General features: G+C 69.3%; 14 protein-coding genes. 9 read left to right on the top strand and 5 right to left on the bottom strand.

The genetic code is table 11. The annotated features are described in order from the left end of the window. Window positions 1-297: 297 nt before the first annotated feature. A complete protein-coding gene (locus QHF84_RS45245; protein WP_281319838.1) occupies window positions 298-1428 on the top strand; it encodes a hypothetical protein in 1131 nt (376 codons plus the stop codon). A gap of 129 nt (window positions 1429-1557) precedes the next feature. Continuing rightward, complete coding sequence (locus tag QHF84_RS45240; RefSeq protein ID WP_281319837.1) at window positions 1558-3318, top strand: amidohydrolase family protein; 1761 nt, start codon at window positions 1558-1560, stop codon at window positions 3316-3318. Between the two features lie 6 nt (window positions 3319-3324). Here the strand turns inward: QHF84_RS45240 and QHF84_RS45235 are convergent, their stop codons facing one another. From QHF84_RS45235 to QHF84_RS45225, 3 genes are read right to left on the bottom strand one after another with little or no spacing between them, the layout of a single operon-like run. Then, window positions 3325-4149, bottom strand: a complete 825-nt coding sequence (locus QHF84_RS45235; RefSeq protein ID WP_281319836.1) for a nucleotidyltransferase domain-containing protein — start codon at window positions 4147-4149, stop codon at window positions 3325-3327. 7 nt (window positions 4150-4156) lie between these two features. Then, complete coding sequence (locus tag QHF84_RS45230) at window positions 4157-5422, bottom strand: nucleotidyltransferase domain-containing protein (protein WP_281319835.1); 1266 nt, start codon at window positions 5420-5422, stop codon at window positions 4157-4159. Between the two features lie 10 nt (window positions 5423-5432). Then, window positions 5433-8273, bottom strand: a complete 2841-nt coding sequence (locus QHF84_RS45225) for a CHAT domain-containing tetratricopeptide repeat protein (RefSeq protein WP_281319834.1) — start codon at window positions 8271-8273, stop codon at window positions 5433-5435. A gap of 50 nt (window positions 8274-8323) precedes the next feature. On the opposite strand from QHF84_RS45225, the gene QHF84_RS45220 reads away from it, so the two are divergent. From QHF84_RS45220 to QHF84_RS45195, 6 genes are all read left to right on the top strand, one after another. After that, window positions 8324-12067, top strand: coding sequence for a DUF4132 domain-containing protein (locus QHF84_RS45220; protein WP_281319833.1), 3744 nt, complete (start codon window positions 8324-8326; stop codon window positions 12065-12067). Beyond that, the gene (locus QHF84_RS45215) at window positions 12064-13149 is read left to right on the top strand and encodes an AAA family ATPase (RefSeq protein WP_281319832.1); all 1086 of its coding nucleotides are present in this window, start codon (window positions 12064-12066) and stop codon (window positions 13147-13149) included. The genes QHF84_RS45220 and QHF84_RS45215 overlap by 4 nt, the downstream gene beginning before the upstream one ends. Before the next feature lie 4 nt (window positions 13150-13153). Beyond that, the gene (locus tag QHF84_RS45210; protein WP_281319831.1) at window positions 13154-15394 is read left to right on the top strand and encodes a DUF5682 family protein; all 2241 of its coding nucleotides are present in this window, start codon (window positions 13154-13156) and stop codon (window positions 15392-15394) included. Next, window positions 15391-16524, top strand: a complete 1134-nt coding sequence (locus QHF84_RS45205; RefSeq protein ID WP_281319830.1) for a VWA domain-containing protein — start codon at window positions 15391-15393, stop codon at window positions 16522-16524. The genes QHF84_RS45210 and QHF84_RS45205 overlap by 4 nt, the downstream gene beginning before the upstream one ends. Further along, window positions 16521-18353 (top strand): hypothetical protein, encoded by a 1833-nt coding sequence (locus QHF84_RS45200; RefSeq protein WP_281319829.1) that lies wholly within the window; start codon window positions 16521-16523, stop codon window positions 18351-18353. Before QHF84_RS45205 ends, QHF84_RS45200 begins: the two co-directional genes overlap by 4 nt. A 66-nt stretch (window positions 18354-18419) precedes the next feature. Continuing rightward, window positions 18420-19655, top strand: coding sequence for a pyridoxal-phosphate dependent enzyme (locus tag QHF84_RS45195; RefSeq protein ID WP_281319828.1), 1236 nt, complete (start codon window positions 18420-18422; stop codon window positions 19653-19655). Between the two features lie 6 nt (window positions 19656-19661). On the opposite strand, the gene QHF84_RS45190 is transcribed toward QHF84_RS45195, so the two are convergent. Together QHF84_RS45190 and QHF84_RS45185 are read right to left on the bottom strand one after the other, a co-directional pair. After that, window positions 19662-20363 carry a hypothetical protein gene (locus QHF84_RS45190; RefSeq protein ID WP_281319827.1) on the bottom strand — a complete coding sequence of 234 codons (702 nt, stop codon included), beginning with the start codon at window positions 20361-20363 and terminating at the stop codon, window positions 19662-19664. Then, on the bottom strand, window positions 20363-21169 hold the full coding sequence (locus tag QHF84_RS45185; RefSeq protein WP_281319826.1) for a hypothetical protein: 807 nt from the start codon (window positions 21167-21169) through the stop codon (window positions 20363-20365). The genes QHF84_RS45190 and QHF84_RS45185 overlap by 1 nt, the downstream gene beginning before the upstream one ends. 115 nt (window positions 21170-21284) lie before the next feature. On the opposite strand from QHF84_RS45185, the gene QHF84_RS45180 reads away from it, so the two are divergent. Next, window positions 21285-23063: a VCBS repeat-containing protein gene (locus tag QHF84_RS45180; protein ID WP_281319825.1), complete on the top strand. Its 1779-nt coding sequence runs from the start codon at window positions 21285-21287 to the stop codon at window positions 23061-23063. The last annotated feature ends 70 nt before the right edge of the window (window positions 23064-23133 follow it).

The raw sequence follows: 23133 nt of genomic DNA, 5'->3' as shown, positions 1-23133 counted from the left end.
CAGCCGGGTGGCGCGCAGCCGGGCGGCGCGCAGCCGGCGCAGCCGGGCGGCGCGCAGCCGGGCGGCGTGCAGCCGGCGCAGCCGGGCGGGCAGGTGGGGATCGGCGGCGCGCGTCCGGGCATCGGCGGGCAGCTCCCGGCGCTCCCGGGCCTCGCGGGCGGCCGCAAGTCGCGGTAACCAAGTCGCGCTGACATGAAGTGAGCGCGCTCGTCAGGCGGCCGGGCCGCGTGGCTCGGCCGCCTGGCCTTTTCAAAAATCCCCTGAGCATTCCGGGACAAACATCCAAGGAGACGGCTCATGGCGATTCGCATCGTGACGACCTCGACCATCCTCGTGATCGGCCTCGTAGGCGCCGGTTGCGGCATCGGCGGCACCACGACCTCCGGCGGCGGTGAACCCGATTGCGAGCTGGCGGGGGATTGTCCGGACAACACCGGCGGAAACGGAGGTGGCGGCGGAAGCGGCGGCGGTGGAGGCGCAGGCGGAAGTGGCACCGGCGGCAGCGGCACCGGCGGCAGCGGCACCGGCGGCAGCGGCACCGGCGGCACCGGCGGCGGCGGCACCGGCGGCGGCTCGGTGGCGGGGCAGCCCCTCTTCTGGGTCGAGAAGGGAGAACGCACGGCGGAAGCGACGAAAAAACCTTGGTCGTCCTGGTGGTATCCGCTCTGGGAGGACACCCTGTTCCAGGGGAAAAACGGCGAGGCCTCGACGCTCGAAAAATACGACGTGTGGGCGGAGAAGGTCGGCAATACGCGCACGTCGGCCGCGGCCTACGAGCGCAAGGAGCTCTACCAGCCGCGCGCGGCCTCGTGGTCGGGGCTCTGTGACGCCTGGGCCCTCGCGTCGATCCTCGAGCCCGAGCCGACGCGCCCCGTGACGCAAGGCGAGGTGACGTTCTCGGTCGCCGACTTGAAAGCGCTTCTCCTCAAGACGTACGAGAAAGTCCCACCGCTCACGTTCGTCGGCACCCGATTCGACGGCGAATGGGACGATGTCTACGAAGACGTCCGGCCCCACGAGCTGCACCGAGTCATAGAGACCGAGCTCATCGGTCGCAAGCGGGCCTTCATCATCGACGAGGACGCGGGCCCCGAGGTGTGGAACGAGCCGGCGTGGAAGGCGATCACGCGGGTCGAGAAGGACGACGACGACAGCGGCGTCGCGCATGTCCGCACCTGGCTCTTCCTTGCGAGCCCGCACGTCGACGATCGCAATTTCGTGGGCACGATCGAGGACTCGCGCGAGTACACCTACGACCTCAAGGGCAAATGGCAGGGCGATCGATTCGGCGTGACGTCGAGCGCCTGGACCGAACGGTCGCAATGGGATCACCCCGATTACGCGATCGTCGTGCCCGACCGCATCCCGCGCGGCAGCCACAACCCGCAGATCCGCGTCGAGTTCGTCGACCGCATCCGCGGCCGATAAAAAGCGGGGCGCCGGGGAGCGAGGCCGACCCCTCGCTCCCCCACGGCTCCACCGTCCGCGACGCGCCCCGTGCGCGCCGGGTCCGAATGCCCTTGCCAGGGCCTCGGGCTTCGGCCGATGATCGGCGCCATGTACGACGTCAAGATCGTGGGTGGCACCCTCGTCGACGGCACGGGCGCGCCGCGCTCCTCCGGCGATATCGGCATCAAGGACGGCAAGATCGCCTCTGTCGGCGACTGCCCCGAGAGCGCCGCGCGCACGATCTCGGCCCACGGCGCCCTGGTGATCCCGGGCTTTTTGGACATCCACACGCACTACGACGGCCAGATCTCGTGGGACGAGGAGCTCGCGCCCTCGTCGCTCCACGGGGTCACGACCTGCGTGATGGGCAATTGCGGCGTCGGATTCGCGCCCGTGCGGCCGAGCGACCACGAAAAGCTCATCGAGCTCATGGAGGGCGTCGAGGACATCCCGGGCAGCGCCCTCGCCGAGGGCCTCACCTGGGGCTGGGAGAGCTTTCCGGAGTACATGGACGTCCTCGAAAAGCGCCGCCGCGCGATCGATTTCGTCTGCCAGGTCCCGCACGACGCCCTGCGCGTGTACGTGATGGGCGAGCGCGCCGTCGCCGAGGAGAGCGCGACCGCGTCCGACATCGAATCGATGCGCGCGCTCCTCCGCGAGGCCCTCCTCGCCGGCGCGGCCGGCTTCTCCACGGGCCGCACCGACAACCACAGGAGCGCCCGGGGCAAACCGACCCCCGGCTCCGAGGCCCGCGGGGACGAGCTCACCGGCATCGCCCGCGCCTTTTCGGGCCTCTCACACGGCGTCGTCCAGGCCGTCAGCGATTTCGACATGTTCCGCGGCGAGGAGGCTTTCTCGGCCGAGTTCGACCTGCTCGAACGGATGGCCGAGGCCTCCGGCCGCCCGCTCAGCGTCTCCACGATGCAACGCGACCACGCCCCGCGCCAATGGGAGCGCATTTACGAGCGCGCCGAGCGGGCCGCCCTCGCCGGCATGGACATTCGTTGCCAGGTCGCGGCGCGCCCCATCGGCGTCTTGCTCGGCCTCACGGCCACGTTCCACCCCTTCATGGGCTTTCCGAGCTACAAGGAAATCGCCTCCTTGCCGCTCGACGCGCGTGTCGCGCAGATGCGAGATCCCGCTTTCCGCGCCCGGCTCCTCTCGGAGAAGAGCGGAAAGGTCGCGGGCGACGGCAGCCCCTTGCCTCCGCTCGCGGACTTTTTCCTGGCAAACCCGCTCCTCGTGGCGATGCGCCTCTTCCGGCTCGGCGAATCGCCGAATTACGAGCCTTCCGGGCTCACGAGCCTCGCGGGCGACGCGTCGCGCGGGGGTTTGCCGCTGCTCTCGGTCATCTACGACGCGATGCTCGAACAGGACGGCCGCGCGCTCCTTTATTTCCCGCTCTACAACTACACCGAAATGAACCTCGAGGTGGTGCGCCGCATGCTCATGCATCCGCTCTCGCTGCCGGGCCTCGGCGACGGCGGCGCGCACGTCGGCACCATTTGCGACGCGAGCTTTCCGACGTTCTTGCTCACGCACTGGGCCCGCGACCGGGCCGAAGGAAAAATCCCCGTGGAGCGCCTCGTGAAAATGCAGGCGCACGACACCGCGCGGTTCCTCGGCCTCGACGATCGCGGCACCTTGAAGCCGGGGCAACGGGCGGACATCAACATCGTCGATTTCGACAATTTGCGCCTCCGTTCCCCCTTCATGCAGCGTGACCTGCCGGCCGGCGGGCAGCGCCTCATGCAGCAGGCGGAGGGCTACGTCGCGACGCTCGTGGCCGGCGAGGTCATCGTGGAGAACGGTCGATTCACGGGGGCGCGGCCGGGGCGGCTCGTGCGGGTGGGAAAGGCGCGCGGCTGAGGCGCCTCAGAATCGCTCTTTCCGAAGCGCGATGAGCCAGCCCGAGAGCGCGCGGAACGCCTCGTCCGAAGGCGTCTCGGGCAGGACCGATTTGCCGCGCGCCTCTTCGAGCATACGCATCGCCCGGTCGAGGCATTCGCGGAATCGCTTCGCTTCCTTCGCGGACAGCTTCGTGCGTTCCCCGGCGCGCTTCATCGTGACGAGCGCGTTCGCCTCCTCGAACCCGTATTCGGGGAACAGCCTCGCCACGTCCGTCACCACCTCGCCCGCGCGCAGCATGTGCGTCCCGGTCAGCGCGGTGCGTAGCACGTAGAGCACGCGCTTCGCCGTCGTCCCGCCCTCCTCCTCGGCCGCCTTGCGCTGGTTCTGGGCGAACCCCGCGTAATGCCGGAACACGCGCCGCGACAGCGCCGCGCGCACGAGCGGGCGCAACCCTTCGAGCAGCGGGCTCGTGACGAGCGCGGGCGCGCCGAGGATCCGCTCCACGTAATTGCCATTTCCCCCGAGGATCCCGGCGAGCACGGGGCCGATCTCGTTCGAGGTGTAATCGATCTCCACCCCCTCGATCACCTCCATGCGATCCCGCGCGGCCGGCGCCATTTCGAGGCCCACGAGGAGCGACGTCGACACCACGTGCACCGCCTTCAGATCGAGATCGCTGTCAGGCGAGGCGAACCCGTATGCGTGCGCGCCGCTCAGGAGCACGACGAGGTGCTCGCGAGCTTTTCCCTCTTCTTCCAGCACGCCGCGGGCCACCTTCGCCTGCGCGTCGGGCAAAACGTCGAAATGCATCGCGAGCGCGAGCGCCTGCTCACCCTTCTCCTTCGTCATTGGTCCCTCATTCGTCCCATCGCGCCTCCGGTGCGGGCGGCGCGTCCTTGCCGAAGGGCCCCTCCCTGCCCTCGAAAAACCTCCGCGCGGCCTCCTCGCGGACCCGGCGCAGCGCGACCTCGGCCCGCCGCACGTCCGCGCGCCGCGGCAGCTTGCTCTCCCGCCGCGCCGCTTCGAGCTCCGGCGTGAGCGACTCGGCCAGCCGGATCACCTCCGCGAGCGGCACGCGCCCCTTCTTGATGTCGAGCAGCACGGGCCGGAGCTCGTCCCTCACGCGAAGCTCCGGCTCGCCCGTCCGCAGCCATCGGATCGACAGATCGATGAGGCGCACCAGGTTGTAGGCATTCTTCGGCCGGAGCTCGCGCGGCGAAGGCAACGAAGACCCATCACCCGCGCGCGCGTACGCGGCGAGCGCCGTCCACTCGCGCCCTTCGAGCAGGCCCTGATCGGCCATCGAGCGATAGAGCTGCTTCAGGTACTCGCGCGCGCGGAGGATCACGTCCTCGGGCGTCGGCGCCACGATCTCCGTCTCCTTCGCGAGCCGCGCCGCCGCCTCGTCGAGGCCGAGCGTCGGATCCTCGCGCAGCCAGCCGAGCACGATCGCGCGATGCTCCGCGAGGCGCGTGTCGTGCGACAGGCGCGAGAGCTGCGAGAGCGCGTACCGCCCGAAGCTCGCGTGGATCTCCACCGAGACGAACGCGTCGCGCGCCTCGATGAGCCATCGGCCCATCGGATCCTTCTCGCTCGCCGGCTGCGACGCGGCCGCGAACAGCATTTCCAGCGTGTTCGGATCGGCCCGGAGCGCCTGCCGGATCGCTTTGCCCATCTCCCAGTACGTGCGGCTGCCGTCCTCCGACACGAGGTCCTGCGGAGGCTCGACGAGCCCGGTCGTGAACGGGAACGGCAAGACGAACACGCCGCGCCGATCCTCGTCGGAGTTCTCGTCCGACAAACCCCACGTCCGCGACCCGACGACCGCGTCGATCACCACGCACGGAAGGAGCGCCGACCACGCGTCCTCGCGCCGCCGCGCGTACCGCACCTGCCCGACCTTGCGCGGCACGAGCTCCTCGCGCGAATAACGCACGGTCCCCACGCCGACGACGAGGACATCAAAAAATCCCTCTCCGGATCCGACCACACGTCCGAGCGCGCCTTGCGGGACCAGGCGCTCGCCGAGCGTCCGATCCACGCGGGTCGTCACCTCCGTCCCATGCGGGAGAGGTACGGCGAGGGGATCGACGTCCCCCATGCCGGAGAGCCTTCGCGACATGGGACCGAGCTTATCGCTGCCCTCGCGCGCGAGCCACACGAATGCGGCGCGCGGCCGCGAGCGCGACGAGCGCCAGAACACCGGCCCCGGCTGCCTGCGTCCCCTCGTTCGTCCCCGCGACCTCGCATCCGCAGCCCCGCGCCCCGCCCGGCGGAACGACGCCGCGCGCCGGGACTTCCACCTTCGCGGGCTTCACCCCTTCGAGCGGCCCCCACGCGCCGGACACGATGAAGCTCGCCCAGAAGTACGGGTGGTTGTATTCCGGCCGCTGGAGCATCTGGATCTGCGATTCGCGCATCGCCTCGGCGCGCCCTTTTCCTTCGCGAAAGAGCTTCTGGTAGTAGCTCGTCATCAGGTCGCGCGTCGCCTCGTCGTCGACCTGCCACAGGCTCATCACCTGCGTCTCGGATCCGGCGAGCACGAGCGCGCGACGCAGCCCCCGCAGGCCTTCGCTCCCGGCCTTTTCGCCGCGGCCCGTCTCGCATGCGCTCAGCACGACGAGCTCCGTTCCTTGGAGGTCCAACGATGACGCCTCGTAGGCCGTGAGGATCCCGTCGTCGGCCTGCCCTTTGCGCACGTTCGCGCCGGCGAGCGCGATGCCCGAGAGAAACATCGGGTGCGGCACGGGCAGCTTCCGCCCATCCACCTCCGAAGCGACCTGCGGCAGATTCTGGGGCGGAACTTCGAGCTCGAGCCCGCGCGTCCTTCCTTGCCCGGCCGTGCCGTCGTCGCCCAGGAAAAACCCGTGCGTCGCGACGTGCAGGATCCGCGGCGAGGAGACTTGCTTGAGCGCCGTCTCCGTCGCGACGCGTTCGAGCCTCACGGACGGATCGGGCATGAGGGCCCGGATCGCCTGCGCCTCCTCCGCCGTTCCCGGCAGCGGCGTGAACTTCACCCGTGCAATCGTGGGCAGCGCGGTTTTCGGCACCTCCGGCAGCGCCGTCGCCCCCGCCTCGCCCGGCGCATCGTAATCGGGGTTCGCCACGAGCAGCGGCGCCGATCGCTTCGCCCCGCCCGCGCCGAGCCGCAAGAGATCACGCCCCGTCGACAGGTACGTGAATGAATATTTGGAGATCAAATACTGGTTGTCCCGACCGATCAGCGCGCCGAACGGCACCAGCGCGAGCGCCGCGTCGGGCGAGAGGAGCACGTGCTTCACCCCGCCGAGCTCTCCGCTGACCTGCCAGAAGAGCACGTCGTGCAAAAGCGCGAGCTGCGTCCCGGCGTCGCGGAACTTCGCGCCCGGGTCCGAAAGGCCGCTGCGAATGATGCCGACCTTCTGTTCGACCTCGGCCGCGCTGACCGGCACGATGTGGTGGAAGATCTTCCCGTCCGGCCAGAGCACGTAGGCCATGTACTTCGGGCCGCCGAGCTTCTCGCTAGCCGCGCTGTAGAAATGCGTGCTCCGCGGCTGATACCGCACGAACTCCATGAGCACGGCGTCCTTGGGAATCCGCGCGGCGACGGCCTCGACCGTCACCTTCGCCTTTGCGCGGCGATACCCGGCGCTGTGCTCGGCGATCCGGGCCTCGATCGCGTCCGCTTCCGCGCGGAGCCGATCCGTCTCGGCGTTGTGCTCGGCCACGGTCATTCCGCGCGGCCCCCGCGTCATGGCGGCTGCGTATGCGCCGCGCACCCGGGCGAGGTCGTCCAGCAATTGGCGGTCCTCGGGGCTCATGCGCTCGCGAAGCGCGCCCATGTGCGCGGCCGACGCTTCGAGCACGCGCGCCTTGTTGCGCAACACTGCGCCGAGGGCCATCCGCGCGACCTCCTGCCGACCCATTCCATTGCCTGCGAACTCGAACGAGACGACCCGATCCATGACCGTCTCGAGGCGCGCCGCATACAGCGTCTTGTCCTCTTCGGAGCCGCCGACGAGCGCGTTCTCCAGCCATTGCTCCTCGATATCGAGCGCCTTCTCGTAGAGGCCGATGGCCCGCTTCCAGTCGACCCGCGTCCGTAAAAGCGCCCAGTCGCTGTAGACCGGGGCGAGATCGGGGTGCCGGGGCCCGAGCGTCTTCGTGAGGATCGCCTCGGCTTTTTGATAATGCTGCTCGGCGAGGTCCATCTGGTTCGACCCCGTCAAGAAGATCGCGATGTTGTGGTAGAGCCGCCCCACGTCGGGGTGGTTCGTCCCGTGCACACGCTCGGCGAGCGGCAGGGCGCGGTTGTACTGGTCGGCGGCCTTGTCGTAGCGGCCCATGCCTCGATAGAGCGCCCCGAGGCTACCGACGTCGATGAGCAGCGAACGCTCGGGGCCATTCTTCTCGTGGAGGGCGATCGCCCGCAAATAGAGCTTCTCCGCCTGGGGCAATCTGCCGGTCGCCATGTAAAGCCCGGCGAGATTCGCGAGCACCGTCCCGAGGGCCGATTCGCGCGGCGCGCCGCCTTTCTCTTCGAGGGCGACGGCGCGCTCGTAGGCCTTCTCGGCGCCCTTCGTGTCGCCCTTTTTCTTGAGCAGCGTGCCGAGGTTGCCGAGGGCCGTGGCGAGCAAATCGTCGGGCCCTTTCGACGCTTCGAGGATCTCGACCGCGCGCCGCAAAAACCCCTCGGCCTTCGGGAAATCGCCCTGCGCGAGGTACATCGCGCCGAGATCGGAGAGCGCCGAGCCCGTCTTCGGGTGCTCCTTGCCGAATTTCTGCTCGCGCACCGCCACGAGCTTCTGCGCCGCCGCGAGCGCCTCGCCGTACTTCCCCGCGGCGTAAAAAGCCTCGACGTCCTTTTCGATCGCCTCGTCGTCGGCGACTGTGGCGGGCTTCGCGGGGGCGTCTGCGCGCGCGGCCCCTCCCGTGAGCGTGCCGAGGGCGAGGGCGAGGGCGAGGGCGAGGGCGACGTTCGCGAGGCGGCGCATCGCGGGAGGTTCTACCATCGCTCGCGGCGCGCGTGGTAGCCTCCCGCGCCATGCGTCGGTTCGAGTTCGTCGAAGGGTCTTCGAAGAAGTTCTGGCAGATCGAGCGTGATGGATCGCAGCTCTCGATCCAGTGGGGGAAGATCGGCACCGCCGGTCAAAGCCAGGTCAAGGATTTTCCGAGCGAACAAAAGGCGCAGGCCGAGCACGACAAGCTCGTCGCCGAGAAGACCAAAAAGGGATACGTCGAAGTCGCGGCCCCGGACGCGTCGGCGGCTCCGCCCCCCGCCCCCAAAAAAGCTGCTGCGGCCGCCGCAGCGCCTGCGCAGCCCAGCCTGGCCCCGGCCCCGGCCCCGAAAGCGGCGAGCGCCCCGCAGCCGGCCGCGGACGAAATTGCAACACCTGCCACGACCGCGGCGCCTGTCGTCATCGACACCCCGAAAGCCGAGGACATCCATCCGAACGCGCGCATACCCCATCGCAAAGGGCTTCTGAGGCCTACGGCCGAGGAGCTCGCGGCCGAGCCCTGGGAGGCCGTGCAGAAGGCGTGGGCCGCATGGGCGCCGTTTTGCCCCTGGGATCAGATGGAGATTCCCGCCGAGCTCGCGCCGGCCATTCGCGAGGCGCGCGCGTGGCTCGAAGGCAAGGGCCCCGCGCCGCTCTCGCCGCTCGCCGCCGCCACGCTCGACCAATTGCTCGACGTGCCGTTCGGCACGCCCGCGGTTCCCCTCCTCCGCGCGCTCGCCGATGCCTCGATCGCGAAAGACGGCCCGGGGTGGCTCCTCGACGCGACCCTCGCGATGATGCGCGTCCGGCTCGACCCGTGGCCGTACCAGATCCGCAACAAGGAGGCGAAGGAGTTCAGCGGGTTCCTCCTGTACAAGGAGAGCATCGGGCCCTTCGAGCTCGGGACGAACGGAATCTCGAAATTCGCGTTTTACACGCAAAACCTGCCCGACGACACCTACGCCGCCCTCGTCCTGGCCATCACGACGCGCTGGCCCACGCTCTCGTACTGGCAGAAGCGCCTCGCCCTCTCGCTGATCCCCGACCACACGCCGCTCGCGGACGCGCTCGGCGAGGACTGGCTCGCCTGCGACGGGCACGTCGAGGGGTACGTCCGGCCCTCGTGGGACAAGGACGGCATCAAGCCGGACTTCCATTACGCCTATTCGCGCCCGATCCTCCTCAAGCTCGCGAAAAAGACGGTCGCGATGTCGTTCTCGGGCAGCTACCTCGGGTCGTTCCTCTGGACGCTCCTCGACCTCTGCGGCGCGGACGTGGTCCCGGTCTGCCGGATCCATTGCGACAGCGCCGATTACCCCGCCTCCATCGCCGAAGGTCTCCAGGTCGCGGCGCACGTCCGCGGGCCCGAGACGGCTTCGCTCATGGTCTCGCAGCTCGCACAGAAGCGCGAAGTCGCCCTGGTCGCCGAAGCGTGGCTCGCGAAAAACCCCGCGCTCGCCGTCGCCCCGCTCGCGGACGCGATCGCCGCGGCCTCGACGATCGGGGACCGGGCCGCGTCCGTGTTCCTCGGGCTCGACCGCGCGCACCCGGGCCTCGCCGACAAGGTCGATCTTCGTCCCGCCGCGCGCACGGCCATTCAAAAGCTCCGCGAAAAAATGGCCCCGCGGCCCGAGGCCTCCCCTGCCGAATTGCCCCGCATTCTCCTGGATCCACCCTGGATCTCGGGCCGGTGGTCCACCGCGCAGTCCGTCGTCGTGCGCGTCGCGATGCAGCCTTATCCCGAGGTGCTGCACGACGCCTACGGGGTCCTCTCGCAGGCGAAAGCGGACCGGGAGCAGACGCGGAAACACACGAAGTCGTCCTTCGAGGAGGCCTCCGAAAACCTGGGCCTACGCTGGGCCGGCAAGTACGTCTCGGGCAGGATGAGCGAGCTCTCGGACGCGGACGTGAAACGCGCCTTTGCAGAGTGGCCCGCGAAGGCGTGGGACGCCGGCTACGGCCTGCTCGTCCCCCTCGTGGTCCTCGGTGTCGACGCGATCGGCGGGTATCCCCGCATTGCCTCCAGCAATGCCGCGCATTTCGCATCCGCCCTCGCCGACGTCGTCGAGTCCCCGCAGCTCGCGAGCTTTTTTGCCCACGCGCGCACCGTGAAATCCGCGCGCAAACACGCGGAGCGCTGGTTCTCGAAATTCCCGAAGGCCGCGGCCGTCGGCCTCATCCCCGCGGCCATCGGGCCTCAATCGCAGGCGCGCGAGCGCGCGGAGGAAGCGGTCCGATTCCTGGTCAAAAAGGGCCACGGCGAGATCGTCCGCGAGGTCGCCGAATCCTATGGCGACGAGGTCGAGGCCGCCGTGAAGGCCGTCCTCTCCACGGACCCGCGTGACCGGTTCCCCGCGAAACTCCCGAAGATCGGCGATTGGGCCAAGCCCGAGGTTTTGCCAACGGTCCTCCTCGCGGGCCGGGCCAAGGGCTTGCCGCGATCCGCCGTCGAGGCCCTCCTGGTCATGCTGGCGATCTCCACGGCAGACAACGTGTATGCCGGCCTCGAAGACGTGTTTGCCGTCTGTGATCCCGCCTCGCTGGAGGAGTTCTCCTGGGCGCTCTTCAACGAATGGCAGCGCGCCGGGGGTCCTTCCAAGGAGGCGTGGGGGTTTCAGCAGCTCGCATTGCTCGGCGGCGACAACGTCGCGCGCAAGCTCACGCCGCTCATTCGCGCCTGGCCCGGGGAAAACCTCCAGGCGCGCGCCGTCTCGGGCCTCGACATCCTCGCGCGTATCGGCTCCGACCTCGCGCTGATGCACCTCAACGGCGTCGCGCAGAAGGTGAAGTTCAAGGGCCTCCAGGAGAAGGCGCGCGAGAAAATGGACGAGGTCGCGCAAAACCGCGGCCTCTCCGCCGACGAGCTCGCCGATCGGCTCGTGCCCGACCTCGACCTCGACGAGGACGGCTCGCGCACGCTCGATTTCGGCCCGCGGCAATTCCGCGTCGGGTTCGACGAGGCTTTGAAGCCGTACGTCGTGGATGGGTCCGGAAAAACCCTCTCGGATCTGCCGAAGCCGGGCAAATCGGACGACGCGGCGAAGGCGAAAGAGGCGGATACCACCTGGAAGACGCTCAAGAAGGACGTCAAGGCGATCGCCCAGAACCAGATCACGCGGCTCGAGCTCGCGATGTGCGCCGAGCGGCGCTGGGAGGTCGGCTCGTTCCGCGCGCTCTTCCTCGAACACCCGCTGCTCGTCCACCTCGTGCGGCGGCTCATCTGGGGTGTTTATACCGAGGAGGGCAAATACCTGAATGCCTTCCGCGTCGCCGAGGACAGCTCGCTCGCCGACGCCGACGACGCGGCCTTCGATTTGCCGGACGGCGCGTTCATCGGAATCGTCCACCCGCTCGCGCTCCCGGACGCGACACGCGCGGCGTTCGGCCAGATCCTCGGCGATTACGGCATTCTTCAGCCCTTCCCGCAGATCGGCCGCGACACGTATGCCCCGACCGACGCGGAGGCGAAAGACAACTCGATCAAGCGCCGCGCGGGGCAGTTCGTCCCCGTGGGCAAGCTCCTCGGCCTCGTCGAGCGCGGCTGGCGCAAGGGAGAGCCGCAGGACGCCGGCTGGATCTGGGACATGGAAAAGCGTTTGCCCGGCGGCGTCGTGGCCACGCTGGCCCTCCGCACCGGCATCGGCGCCGACATGCAGATGACGGAGCCGAAGCAGGAGATCGGCGAGGTGTATGCCTCGAAAAACCGCGACGGCTCCAAGCTCGGCGAGCTCTCGCCCATCGTGTTCTCGGAGCTCGTGCGGGACCTCATGCAGCTCGGGAGCGCCTCGTGAAAAAGAAACAGGCAGGCCTGCAGCGCGCCCCGGCGGAGCTGCATTTCAAGGACGAGCTCGCGCGGCTCGCCGCGGAGGACACGGGCCCTCGCCCGCCCGGGTGGAAGCTCTCGCCACGCGCGGTGCGTGCATTCGTGCTCGGCGATCCGGCGCGCGACATCAAGCCGAAATTCGTGGGCCATTCAGCGGTGATCGATCGGGCCATGGTCTCGCTCGCGACCTCGCGAGGGCTCTTGCTCATCGGCGAGCCGGGCACGGCGAAGAGCTGGCTCTCGGAGCTGCTCGCCGCGGGGATCTCCGGGCAATCGACGCTCACGGTGCAAGGCAGCGCGGCCACGAGCGAGGACCAGATCAAGCATTCGTGGAATTACGCTTTGCTCCTCGCCGAGGGCCCGGGCGAACGCGCGCTCGTCCCCGGCCCCGTGCTCACGGGCATGCGAGAAGGAAAGGTCGTACGATTCGAGGAAATCACGCGATGCCCGGCCGAGGTGCAGGACGGGCTCCTTTCGATCCTCTCGGACCGCGTCCTCACGATCCCCGAGCTCGGCGAGCAAGGCGTGGTCTTCGCGCGGGAAGGGTTCAACATCATCGCCACGGCGAACACCCGCGACCGCGGCGTCAATGAAATGAGCGCGGCGCTCAAGCGCCGTTTCAACTTCGAAACCCTCTTCCCCATCGGCGACCTCGCGGCCGAAATCGACCTCGTCCGCCGCGAATCCACGCGCCTGCTCGACGCCTCGGGCGTAAAAATGACCTTGCCCGAGCCGGTGCTCGAAGTCCTCGTCACCACGTTCCGCGAGCTACGCACGGGCGTCTCTGCGGACGGTCAGCCCGTCGAGCGCCTCTCGACCGTCCTCTCCACGGCCGAGGCGGTCTCCGTCGCGCACGCCGTCGGCGTCCGGGCGGCATTCCTCGGCGACGGCGCGCCGCATCCGGGCGACGTGATCGATTGCCTCGCGGGCGCCGCGGTGAAGGACAATGCCGAGGATCTGGAGAAACTGCGGCGATATCTGGAAACCGTGGTGAGCAAACGCAAGGCGCCACATTGGGCCGCGCTGCACGCGGCGCGGTCGAGGCTCTAGGCCCGTGGCCGGGAGGCTCCACGTCGTCGGCGTGCGGCATCATAGCCCCGCGTGCGCGCGCCTCGTCGAGGCCGTGCTCGCGCGTGTCGATCCGGCCGTGGTGCTGATCGAGGGACCGTCCGACTGGAACGCCAAGATGGCGGAGCTCGCGCTCGACCACGCGCTGCCCATTGCGATCTTCACGCACCATTTGAACGAGGACGGCCCGGTCTCGTCGTTCACGCCGTTCTGCGCGTTTTCCCCGGAGTGGATCGCGCTCCGGTGGGCCTTCGAGCACGGGAAAACCGTGCGGTTCTGCGATTTGCCCTCGTGGAGCAAGGCGTTCGTCGGCGTGGAGAACCGATATCGTGACGAGGACGATCGCTACGAACGAGCGATCGAAGCGTTATGCCACCGCACCGGCACCTCGGACCTCGACGCGTTATGGGATCACCTGTTCGAGGGCCGCTCCCCGCAGGAGCTCGAACCCGCGCTCGAAGCTTATTTCCAGCAGATCCGCGGCAACGCGGAGGCCGGCGAGCGCGACGCGCCGCGCGAGGCGTTCATGCGCGCGTATGCCTCCTGGGGGCTCACGCGCGGCGACGTCGTTCTCGTTTGCGGCGGATACCACGCGCCCGCGCTCGCCGACATCACGCCCGGCGGCCCCGAGCCCGTTGCTCCGGCGCCCCCGCTCGGCGGCCAGAGCCACCTCGTGCCCTGGACCTATGCCCGCATGGATAACTTCGCCGGTTACCAGGCCGGCATGCCCTCGCCGATGTGGTGGGAGCTCGAATGGAAGCTCGGCGCGGACGTGGCGGAGGCGATGCTCGATCGCAGCCTCGAAGCCTTGCGCAAGACGACGCAACGGCCCACGGTCGCCGACCATATCGCGGTTCGCACGGCGATCGGGGCGCTCGCCGCATTACGCGGGCACGCGGCGCCGAAACGCGTGGACGTGCTCGACGGGCTGCTCTCCGCGCTGATTCGCGAGCCGCTCCCCGGCCCGCCGCCGTGGTCGCGGCGCGGCGTCGTGACCGGCGATCTGCATCCGACCCTGGCGACGCTCCTCCGCACGTTCACGGGCGATCGGGTGGGCCGTTTGTCCGCGGCGACGGAGCGACCGCCGCTCCTCCGCGACGTGCACGCGACGCTCGATCGCCTCGGCCTCTCGCCCCCGAGAAATCCGCAAACGCTCTCGCTCGACTGGCGTATCGAGGGGGATCGCGAGCGGCTCCGGGTCCTGCATCGATTGCGGCTCCTCGAGATTCCGGGGTTCGTCCGGCTCCACGGCCCGGCGTGGGGCACGGACGCGCGCATGGCCGAGGCCTTCAAGCTCGTATGGCGACCCGATCAGGATCCGGCCATCATCGAGGCCTCGCGCTGGGGCTCGACGCTCGAAGGAGCGATCTCGCTGCTCCTCTCGCACCGATTGCTCGCGGCTGATTCGCTCGCCGCGCGCGTGGACGCGCTCGGGGACGCCGCATTCGTGGGGCTCACGAAGCTCGCGGGCGAGATCCTCGATCTCGTGGCGAATGCCGTGGCCACCACGCCCTCGTTCAGCGCGCTCGGGCCAGCGATCGAAAAACTCCTCGGCCTGTGGCGTCACGGCGAATGGCTGGAGGTCGTCGGCGCGCCGCTTTTTTCGCCGGTGCTGCGCGCGGCCGGCGAACGGTCGCTCTCGCTGCTCGCGGGCATTCAGGGAACGGATCTGCTCCCGGCCGATCTCACGGCCATGCGCTCGCTCGCCGAGCTTTTGCGGCATGGCGAGGCGCTCGACCTCCCGACGGACGATACTCGCGGCGTGCTCGCGCGCCGGGTCACGGATCGGGCTGCGCCTGCCATGCTGCGCGGCGCCGCGCTCGGCGCGATCTGGTTCCTCGATACCGAAGCCGCGCCCGTCGATGCAGCCATCGAAGGCGCTCTTTTCGCCTCCTCGGAAGGCCGGCTCGGCGATTACCTCGCGGGCTTGTTTGCCCTCGCGCGTGGGCCTGCGCTGCGCGACGATCGGCTCATCGGTGTGGTCGACGCGGCCCTCGGCAAGCTCGACGACAACGCTTTTCTCGCCGCGCTCCCCGCCTTGCGACTCGCCTTTTCGTGGTTTCCTCCGGGCGAGCGTGCGCGCATCGGCGCGCTGCTCGCTGCGCGCTGGGGCAAACAGCCGGATGCATCGTGGATCGGCGACGTCCCGGCCGATATCTTGCAAGCCGGCCTCGCGCTCGACGCGCGGGTGCTCTCGTGGGGCCGCGCGCTCGGGGTGCTCGAATGAGCACGTACGACGCGGAGACCCGATGGCGGCTCATCCTCGGTCCCGCCGGCAATGACGGGCTCGGCGCCGCAGAGGGCGGCGGGGGCGATGTCGCGGACCTCGAACGCGCCCTCTCGTGGCTTTACGATCGCGAGACCGACGGCGAGGCGAGCCGCTCGATCGCGCGCGGCCGCCCCGGCAGCGGTCCCGCGCACCCGCTCGACGTGCCCGACTGGCTCAATGCGATCCACGAGCTCTTCCCGAAAGAGGCCATCGAGCGCCTCGAATCCGACGCACTGCACCGTTATGGCATCCTCGACGTGGTCACGCGCAAGGAGGCGCTCGAAAACGTCACGCCTTCGCTCTCGCTCGTCGAGGCGATCCTGCGCTGCAAATCGCGCATGGATGCCCACGTGCTCGACGCCGCCCGCGCGATCGTCGACAAGGTGGTCGAGGACCTGAAAAAACGCCTCTGCGACGAGATCGAGCACAGGCTCGGCGCGACGCCGTTCCGGCACAGGCGCTCGCGCTTTCGCGTGGCGCGGAACCTCGACGCGCTCCGGACCATCCGGAGAAACCTCCAGCACTGGGACCCGGACAAACGCCGTCTCCTCATCGAGCGCCCCGAATTTTTCGCGCGCGTCCGGCGCTTCGGGCCGCGGTATCAGGTCATCGTGCTCGTCGATCAATCCGGCTCGATGGCGCGCAACATCATTCACGCGGCCGTGCTCGCGTCGGTCCTCTGGAAGCTCCCGTCCACGCGCTCGCACCTCGTCGTGTACGACACGGAGGTCGTGGATCTGACGCCCTACGTGGAGGATCCCGTCGAGCTTCTTTTGCGCGTGCAGCTCGGCGGCGGCACGGACGGGGCGAAGGCGCTGCAATACGCGGCGGAGCTCGTCGACATGCCACACCGGACGATCCTGCTCTGGATCACCGATTTCGAGGACCACGCGGACAAACTCGTGCGGGAAGTGACCGCGCTCGTCGGCGAAGGCGTCACGGTCTTCGGCGCGGCTTCGCTCGACGATCAGGTGCGCGGCGCGTACGACCACGGCGTCGCGCAGGCGGTCGCGGACGCGGGCGCGCACGTGGCGGCCACGACGCCGCGCGAGCTCGTCGGCTGGCTCGTGGAGAGGGTCCGGAAATGAGGGCGGATCTCGCGGCTCTGACGCCCGAAGCGCTCGCGGCGCTCGCGAACGTGGGCCTCGTGAAGCGCGCGCAGCGGGAAATCGAGGCCGGACAGGGGCCAAAGGTCCACGAGGAAGAGAATGGCGTCGTCGTCGCGACGTTCCCGGACGGCATTGCGACGCGGCTCCTGCCGGGCAAAGCGCTGAAGGACACGCCTTGCGGCTGCGGGGCGAAGACGGTTTGTCGCCATCGTATCGCGGCGGTGCTCGCTTATGCGGCGGCGGCCGGCTCGGAGACGCGGCCGCCGTGGGAGATCGGCTCCGAGGAGCTTCGAGTTTGGCTCGGCGAACGGGCGCCGCTCGTGGACGCCGCCGAGGCCGCGGGGGTCGACGTCGAGCTCGGGACGAATCCGCCGATCGCGCGTTTCTCCGGGTGCACGGTGCGTTTCCTGGCCGGGGCCGATCTCGCGCATGCGCGGTGTGATTGCGCGACGCCGCGGTGCGTGCACGTGCCGCTCGCGGTCCGGGCATTTTTGCAGCTTTCCGCGGAGGATCGGGCGCGCGGCGTGGGGCACGTGCGCCTCGGGCCGCCGCCGAAACCCACGATTCCGGAGGCCGTGCTCGCCGGCGTGGAGGGGTTTTTCGGGCGAACCCTCGCGCGTGGGCTCGCGGATGCGCGTGGGCTCGCGCAAGCGCGCGAGGAGGTCCGCGCTCGATTGAAAGAATACCCCTGGCTCGACGGCTTGATCGAGGACCTCGAAACGCAACGCGGGGCGTGGGAGATTCGTTCGGCATTACACGACGCCGGGGCGGTACGGAGGCTCCTCGCCGAAGGATGGGCGCGGGTGCGGGCGGCGAGGAGCGGCGGGGATCCCGCGGCCTTGCTCGGCCTCGGCGAGCCGCTCGAAGTCCCGCTCGATCGAGCGCGGCTGCTCTCGCTCGGCGCGCGGCTCTCGGCGGCGGGTTCGGCGCGATCGTTGGAAGTGCTTTTCTGGGACGGCGCCACGGTCGTGTCGTGGAGCGTGGCGATTCCAGACCAGGTCGATCCGGCCTCGATGATCGCGGTCGCGGGCACGCCACTCGGGGTCATGGCCGGCGGGCAGGTCCTTTCGCGTCACCTCGTACGTTTGGCAAGACGAACGATCGAGATCCGTCGTGGCAAGGACACCACGGTGATCCCGCAGCGCGGCGCGTGGGGCGACATCCCCGCGCCCTTCGGTTTCCCCGGGCCGAGCGCGCTCTTCGCCGACGAAGCAGGCCGGCCGCCCTCGTTCCTGCGCCCGCGCGCCCGCACCGCGGCGCTGCGGATCGTCGCGACGAACGGTGGCGTGCAAGGTTTGTCGTGGTCGCCGGGGCGGCAAACGTTGTCGGGGTGGATCGAGGACGAGGACGCCCGGCTGTGCGTGGAGAGGGCACACGAATGGTTTGCCCCCGGCGCCATCGCGGCGCTCGCGGAGGCGCTCCCGTCGGCGCGTTACGTCTCGGGCTGGCTGCGTGAATCACGAGGCGGGCGGGTGCTCGAACCGATTGCGGTGGTCACGGATCGTGTCGTCATCCCGGATCTCGCGCCCGCCGCGCCGATCCCCGCGCTCCCGATCGCCGCGCCCGAGGCGCCGGACTTGCTCGGCGGCGCGATCGGGCGGCTCGAATCCGCGCTGGATGCGCTGGCGCAGGACGGCGTGCTCGCGGCCCGGATCCCGCCGCTCGCGCCGGCGCTCGCGCACGTCGGATTGCGGGCGATGGCCGCGACCTATTCACGTCTCGAAGCCGCGCGGGCGGCGGGAGACCTCGGTGAGGCGACGAAAGCGTGGGGCGACGCAGCGATCTCGGTGGCCCTCGCGCGGGCGTGAGCGAGGCCGTGAAAAGCACATGCCGCCGGGTTGGAAAGCCCGTCCGCGGGCGTTGAAGGTCGGCGAATGAAGATCGACCGACGCACCTTCTCGGCCCTCGCGCTCGGCACGCTCGTCGGGTGTGAGAAAGATAAACCGACCCCCGCGGATGCTGCCGCTTCCGCTTCCGCCAGCGCTTCCGCTTTCGACAGCGCTTCCGCTCCCGCCAGCGCTTCCGCTTCCGCTCCCGCTCCCGCGGATTACGTCCCTCCCCTGTTTCGCGCCCATCCGGGCCTCGCGCCGCACCTGCCACGCCTTCCGCTCGGCCTTTTGCCCACGCCCGTCGAGCGCGCGGAAAAACTCGGCGAAAAGGCCGGGCTCGCGGGGCTCCACGTCAAGCGGGACGACCTCTCCGGCGCAATGTACGGCGGGGGCAAGACGCGCAAGCTCGAATTTTTCCTCGCGGATGCCCGCGCGAAAGGCGCACGCGAGATCGTCACGTTCGGCGCTTTCGGATCGAATCAAGCCGTCGCCACGGCCCTGTACGGCGCTGCGCAGGGATTGGCGGTCACGCTGCTGCTCGCTCCGCAATCGCCGAGTCCGTACGTCCGGAAGAACCTGCTCGCCGCGCGGCGCGCCGGGGCCACGATTCGGGTCGTGACCGGCGGCGTCGCCGAAGCCGAGGCCCTGGCGAAACGGGCGGCGAAGACGGCGAAGGGCACAGCGCCGTATCTCGTGCCGCCCGGCGGCTCCTCCCCGCTCGGAAACCTCGCGTTCGTCAATGCCGGCTTCGAGCTCGCCGAGCAGGTCGGCGCCGGCCATTGCCCTCTACCCGATTGCGTCTATCTCGCCATGGGCACGATGGGCAGCGCGGTCGGCCTCGCGCTCGGGCTCGAGCTCTCGGGGCTCCGGACCGAGGTCGTCGCCGTGCGCACGTCGAGCCCCGAGACGTCGAGCGAGGCGCGGTTTTTCGCGATGGCCCGGGAGACCGTGGCGTTCGCGCGTTCGCTCGATCCGACCTTTCCCGACGTGCGCCTCGGCCGCGCGCGCGTGCGATTCGCGACGAACCACCTCGGCGCCGGGTATGGCGCGCCGACACGAAAAGGAGAACGGGCGATCTCGCTGGCCGCGGAGACGGAAGGGATGGCGCTCGAACCGACCTATACCGGAAAAACCCTCGCCGCCTTGCTCGACGACGCCACGCGCCTCGCGGGGAAGGTCGTGCTCTTCTGGAATTCGCAAAACAGCCGTCCGCTCGTGACCGAGGGAGTCCGGCCCGAGGACTTTCCGCCCATTCTCAGAGGAATCGTCGCCGATCGCTGAACCGCCTCAAGGCGTCCAGTTCACCTCGACCGTGCGGCTCAGCACGAACCACGCGTAAACCCCGACTTGTGTCGCCGGCGGGGCAATCGGCTCCTGGAACGTCGCGTTCCGCGTGAGCGTCACCTGGAGCGGGCACGGGCCCGGCGTCGCCGGATCCGCAGGCAAAAGCTCGGCCTGGGAAATTTCGTATTGGCCCACGTCGTTCGGAAGCGTGCGAATCAGCGGCTTGATGCACGTCCCCTCGACGGTCAGGCCGAGCACGTGGTTGCCCTCCGGCGCGCCATTCCAGGTGAGCTTCAGCGGAAAATCCCCCATGAGCGGCTCGGCCGAAAGCCCGATCGGCGGAGGCACGGGGATCACGCGGCCGATGATGCCCCGATCCGCGCGGCGCTCCAGATCGAGCGTGATATCCCCCGACAAACCCTCGACCTCGGCCAGGTAGACGGGGCGATCGTCTTCTTCCGCCGCACGGAGCGTGAGCGGTTCGCCTGCCATGCCGAGCCGCAGCGTGTCCCCGTTCGACAAACGCAAATCGCCGAGCGGGCTCGATATGCGCAAGCGAACGGTGGCGCCGTTTCCCTCGTCGCTCGCGTCCAGAGAAAAGAGCATGTCGAGGGTCGAGACGTCCGTCGAGCGCACGGGCTCTTCCTTGCAGCCGGCGAGCGCCGCGAGGGCGAAAAGGCCGATCATGAGCGCGCGCGTCTTCATCAGAACACCACGAGCCCGGCGAAGAGGCCCCCGCCGATCGATCGATAAAGCCTCGCAGGCTCGCCGCCCCGCACCTCGTCGACCCGCACGCGCGCGCCCACCTGAAAGAGCCCTGTGCTCACGCCGAGCTCGACGTCGTGCTCCTGGAGCGCGAGCTCGTTCGTGGTGATCGGGACGAAGCGGTAGCTCGTTTGAAGTCCAACGGTCTCCGTGGGAAAGATCCGGAACCGCGCGACGCCGTACGGCGCGCCGTGATAACCCGGTTCGAGCCAGACGGGGCGGCCGTACTCGAAGGTGCCGCCCACGCCGAGGACGAACGACCCCGGCGCCCGGCCCTTCCAGCGGAACGGCGCGACGAGGCCCGCGCCGGAGAGGCCGATCTCCACCTGCGCATTCTCGTCGAATCCGATCGGGCCGCCGTTCAGGTGAATCTCGAAGCCGAGCCGCTCGTGCGGGAAACGCACGACGTCGAGGTCGATGACGCCGACGAGGACCTGGTAACGCGCAAGCGTCCCGAGCCCCAGCATTTTCAGGCCGCGGACGTACATCACTCCCGCGTCGAGCCGCGCCATCTCCACCGTCGAGCGCTCGCGCGGCGCAGATTGGCTCACGGCCGGCGCGGAAGGCGCCGCCGCGGGCTCGGGCGGCGGCGGGAGCTCGGGCAGAGGATCGGCCGGAGGCGCGGACGCGGCTTCGTCGGGCGACGCCGCGCCGAGCACGAGCGGCGCGAGGATGCAGAGAAGAGCGCGGATGGCGCGGCTCTCGTGAGTTCGTGAAGCTCGGTTTTCCGTGGCAGACACGCGCATGGCTCACCGGGGTCGCACGAGGCGACCTTACCACGATCGGACGAAGTTTGATATCCTCGCACCCGCCGCCGCTGGGGGCGGACGCGGCGCCTTTCTTTTGCGCGACGAGGACGACATGACCCACATGCGCTCATTCCATCGCTCGATGTCCCGGCGGGGCAAACCCCTCCTCTTCTTGCTCCTCGCCTCGGGCCTCTCCCTCACGGCGGCCTCCTGCGGGAGCGAGGGCGGTCCCGGGGGCCGGACCGGGGGCTCCACGACCGGCGGGACGCGCAACACGACGTGCGAGAAGGGCGAAAGCAAGGGCGAAGTGATGGCGCCCGAATACAAAATGACGCTCCCCGGCGAGACGAGCTGGTTCGCCTCGCCCATCGTGCGCGACCTCGACGGCGACGGAAAACGCGAGCTCATCGCGGCCTATTACTCGGTCTTCGTCCACGACGCGGAGGGCAACGTGCTCGCGAAGGCCGAGGGCGGCGAGGGGCGCGTGTACGCCCCGCACATCGTGGCCGATCTCGAAGGCGATGGGCTCGTGGACATCGTGTACGGCAGCGATCACGAGGTCTGGGCGTACGAGTGGAAGGACAAGGCGCTCGTGCCGAAGGCCGGTTTCCCCGCGAGCACGACGACGGCAAACAACGCGCCCGAGGTGCGCGGCATGGCCGCCGGTGATCTCGACGGCGACGGGGTGCTCGAGATCGTCGTGACGACGACGCAAACCGCGAGCACCGAGGATGGCGGGGCGCAGGTCTTCGTGTTCCGCGCCGATGGATCGCTGCATCAGCCGGCGGGGCTCGGGTTTCCGGCGTGGCCTCGTTACAATAACCTCACGGGCGCCGGGAACGACGCGGATCGGAATGGGATGGGGCACTCCGGGTATGGCTGTTATGGGCTCAACGTGGCGGTCGGGAACATCGACGACGACCCGGAGCTCGAGGTGCTCGCGACCTACGACAACCACCACATCCAGGCCTTCGACCACGACGGCGTGGCCCTCGACGCCGCGCCGTTCTTCACGAACCGCGCGAACGAATTCGAGGGGCAGCGCCTGACGTGGGGTCAGTTCATTCGCTGGGCCGATCCGAAGATCGAGGCGGACCATTACAACCTGCACACGGGCGAGTGGCCGCACCCCTCGTTCGCCGAGTGGCTCCAGTGGACGGCCTCGCCGCCGAACGTGGTCGACCTCGACGGGGACGGGAAAAACGAGGTGCTGGGACTGCCGAACGTGGAGAAGAACGAGCCGTACGAGACGGTAGGCTATGCGATCATGGTGCTCGAAGGCGCGCACGGCGACGGGAGCCGCTCGGCGATGCGCAAGCCGGGCTGGGAGACCTTGCCGCGCGGGGAAAAACCCATCCAGGTGGAGGGTTATTATCCGCCCGGCGGCATTCCCGCGGCGACGACCGTGAACATCCAGGGCGACGACAAACCCGAGATCGTGGCGCCGTTCAACGACGGGTTCGTGTATGCGTTCGGCGCGGACGCGAAGCAGATCTGGCGATTCAACTACACGCACGGAAAATCGATCATGTTCGCGACCGAGGTGACCGTCGCGGACCTGAACCAGGACGGCTCGCCCGAGCTCCTTTTTGCCACGTACGGCGATCCGAACGTGCTCGACTCGGGGTATCTCGTGATCCTCGGCGCGGACGGGACGTTGCTGCACGACGTGCCGCTCCACAACACGGGCGAGCAAAATGGAAATGGAAACGGCGCGCCCGCGGCGCCCGCCGTCGGCGACCTCGACGGCGACGGGCAGGTCGAGATCTTCGTGCAGACCTTCGAGCACGGGCTCGATGTGTTCACGGTGCCCGGATCGGCCGAGAATTGCCTGCTCTGGTCGACCGCGCGCGGCGGCCCGCTCCGCATGGGTCAGCCAAACGGAGATTGAGGTTCGATTTTTGCTGCCTGACGGGTCGCCCCTTCCCACGGGGCGGAGCCGTGCTTATCTAGCGCTCTTC

It is taken from the genome of Polyangium sp. y55x31 (genome assembly GCF_029946505.1).
Classification (GTDB): domain Bacteria; phylum Myxococcota_A; class Polyangia; order Polyangiales; family Polyangiaceae; genus Polyangium.
Note: the sequence above shows the minus strand (reverse complement) of the source record. Positions and strands in the feature narration are given on the sequence as shown.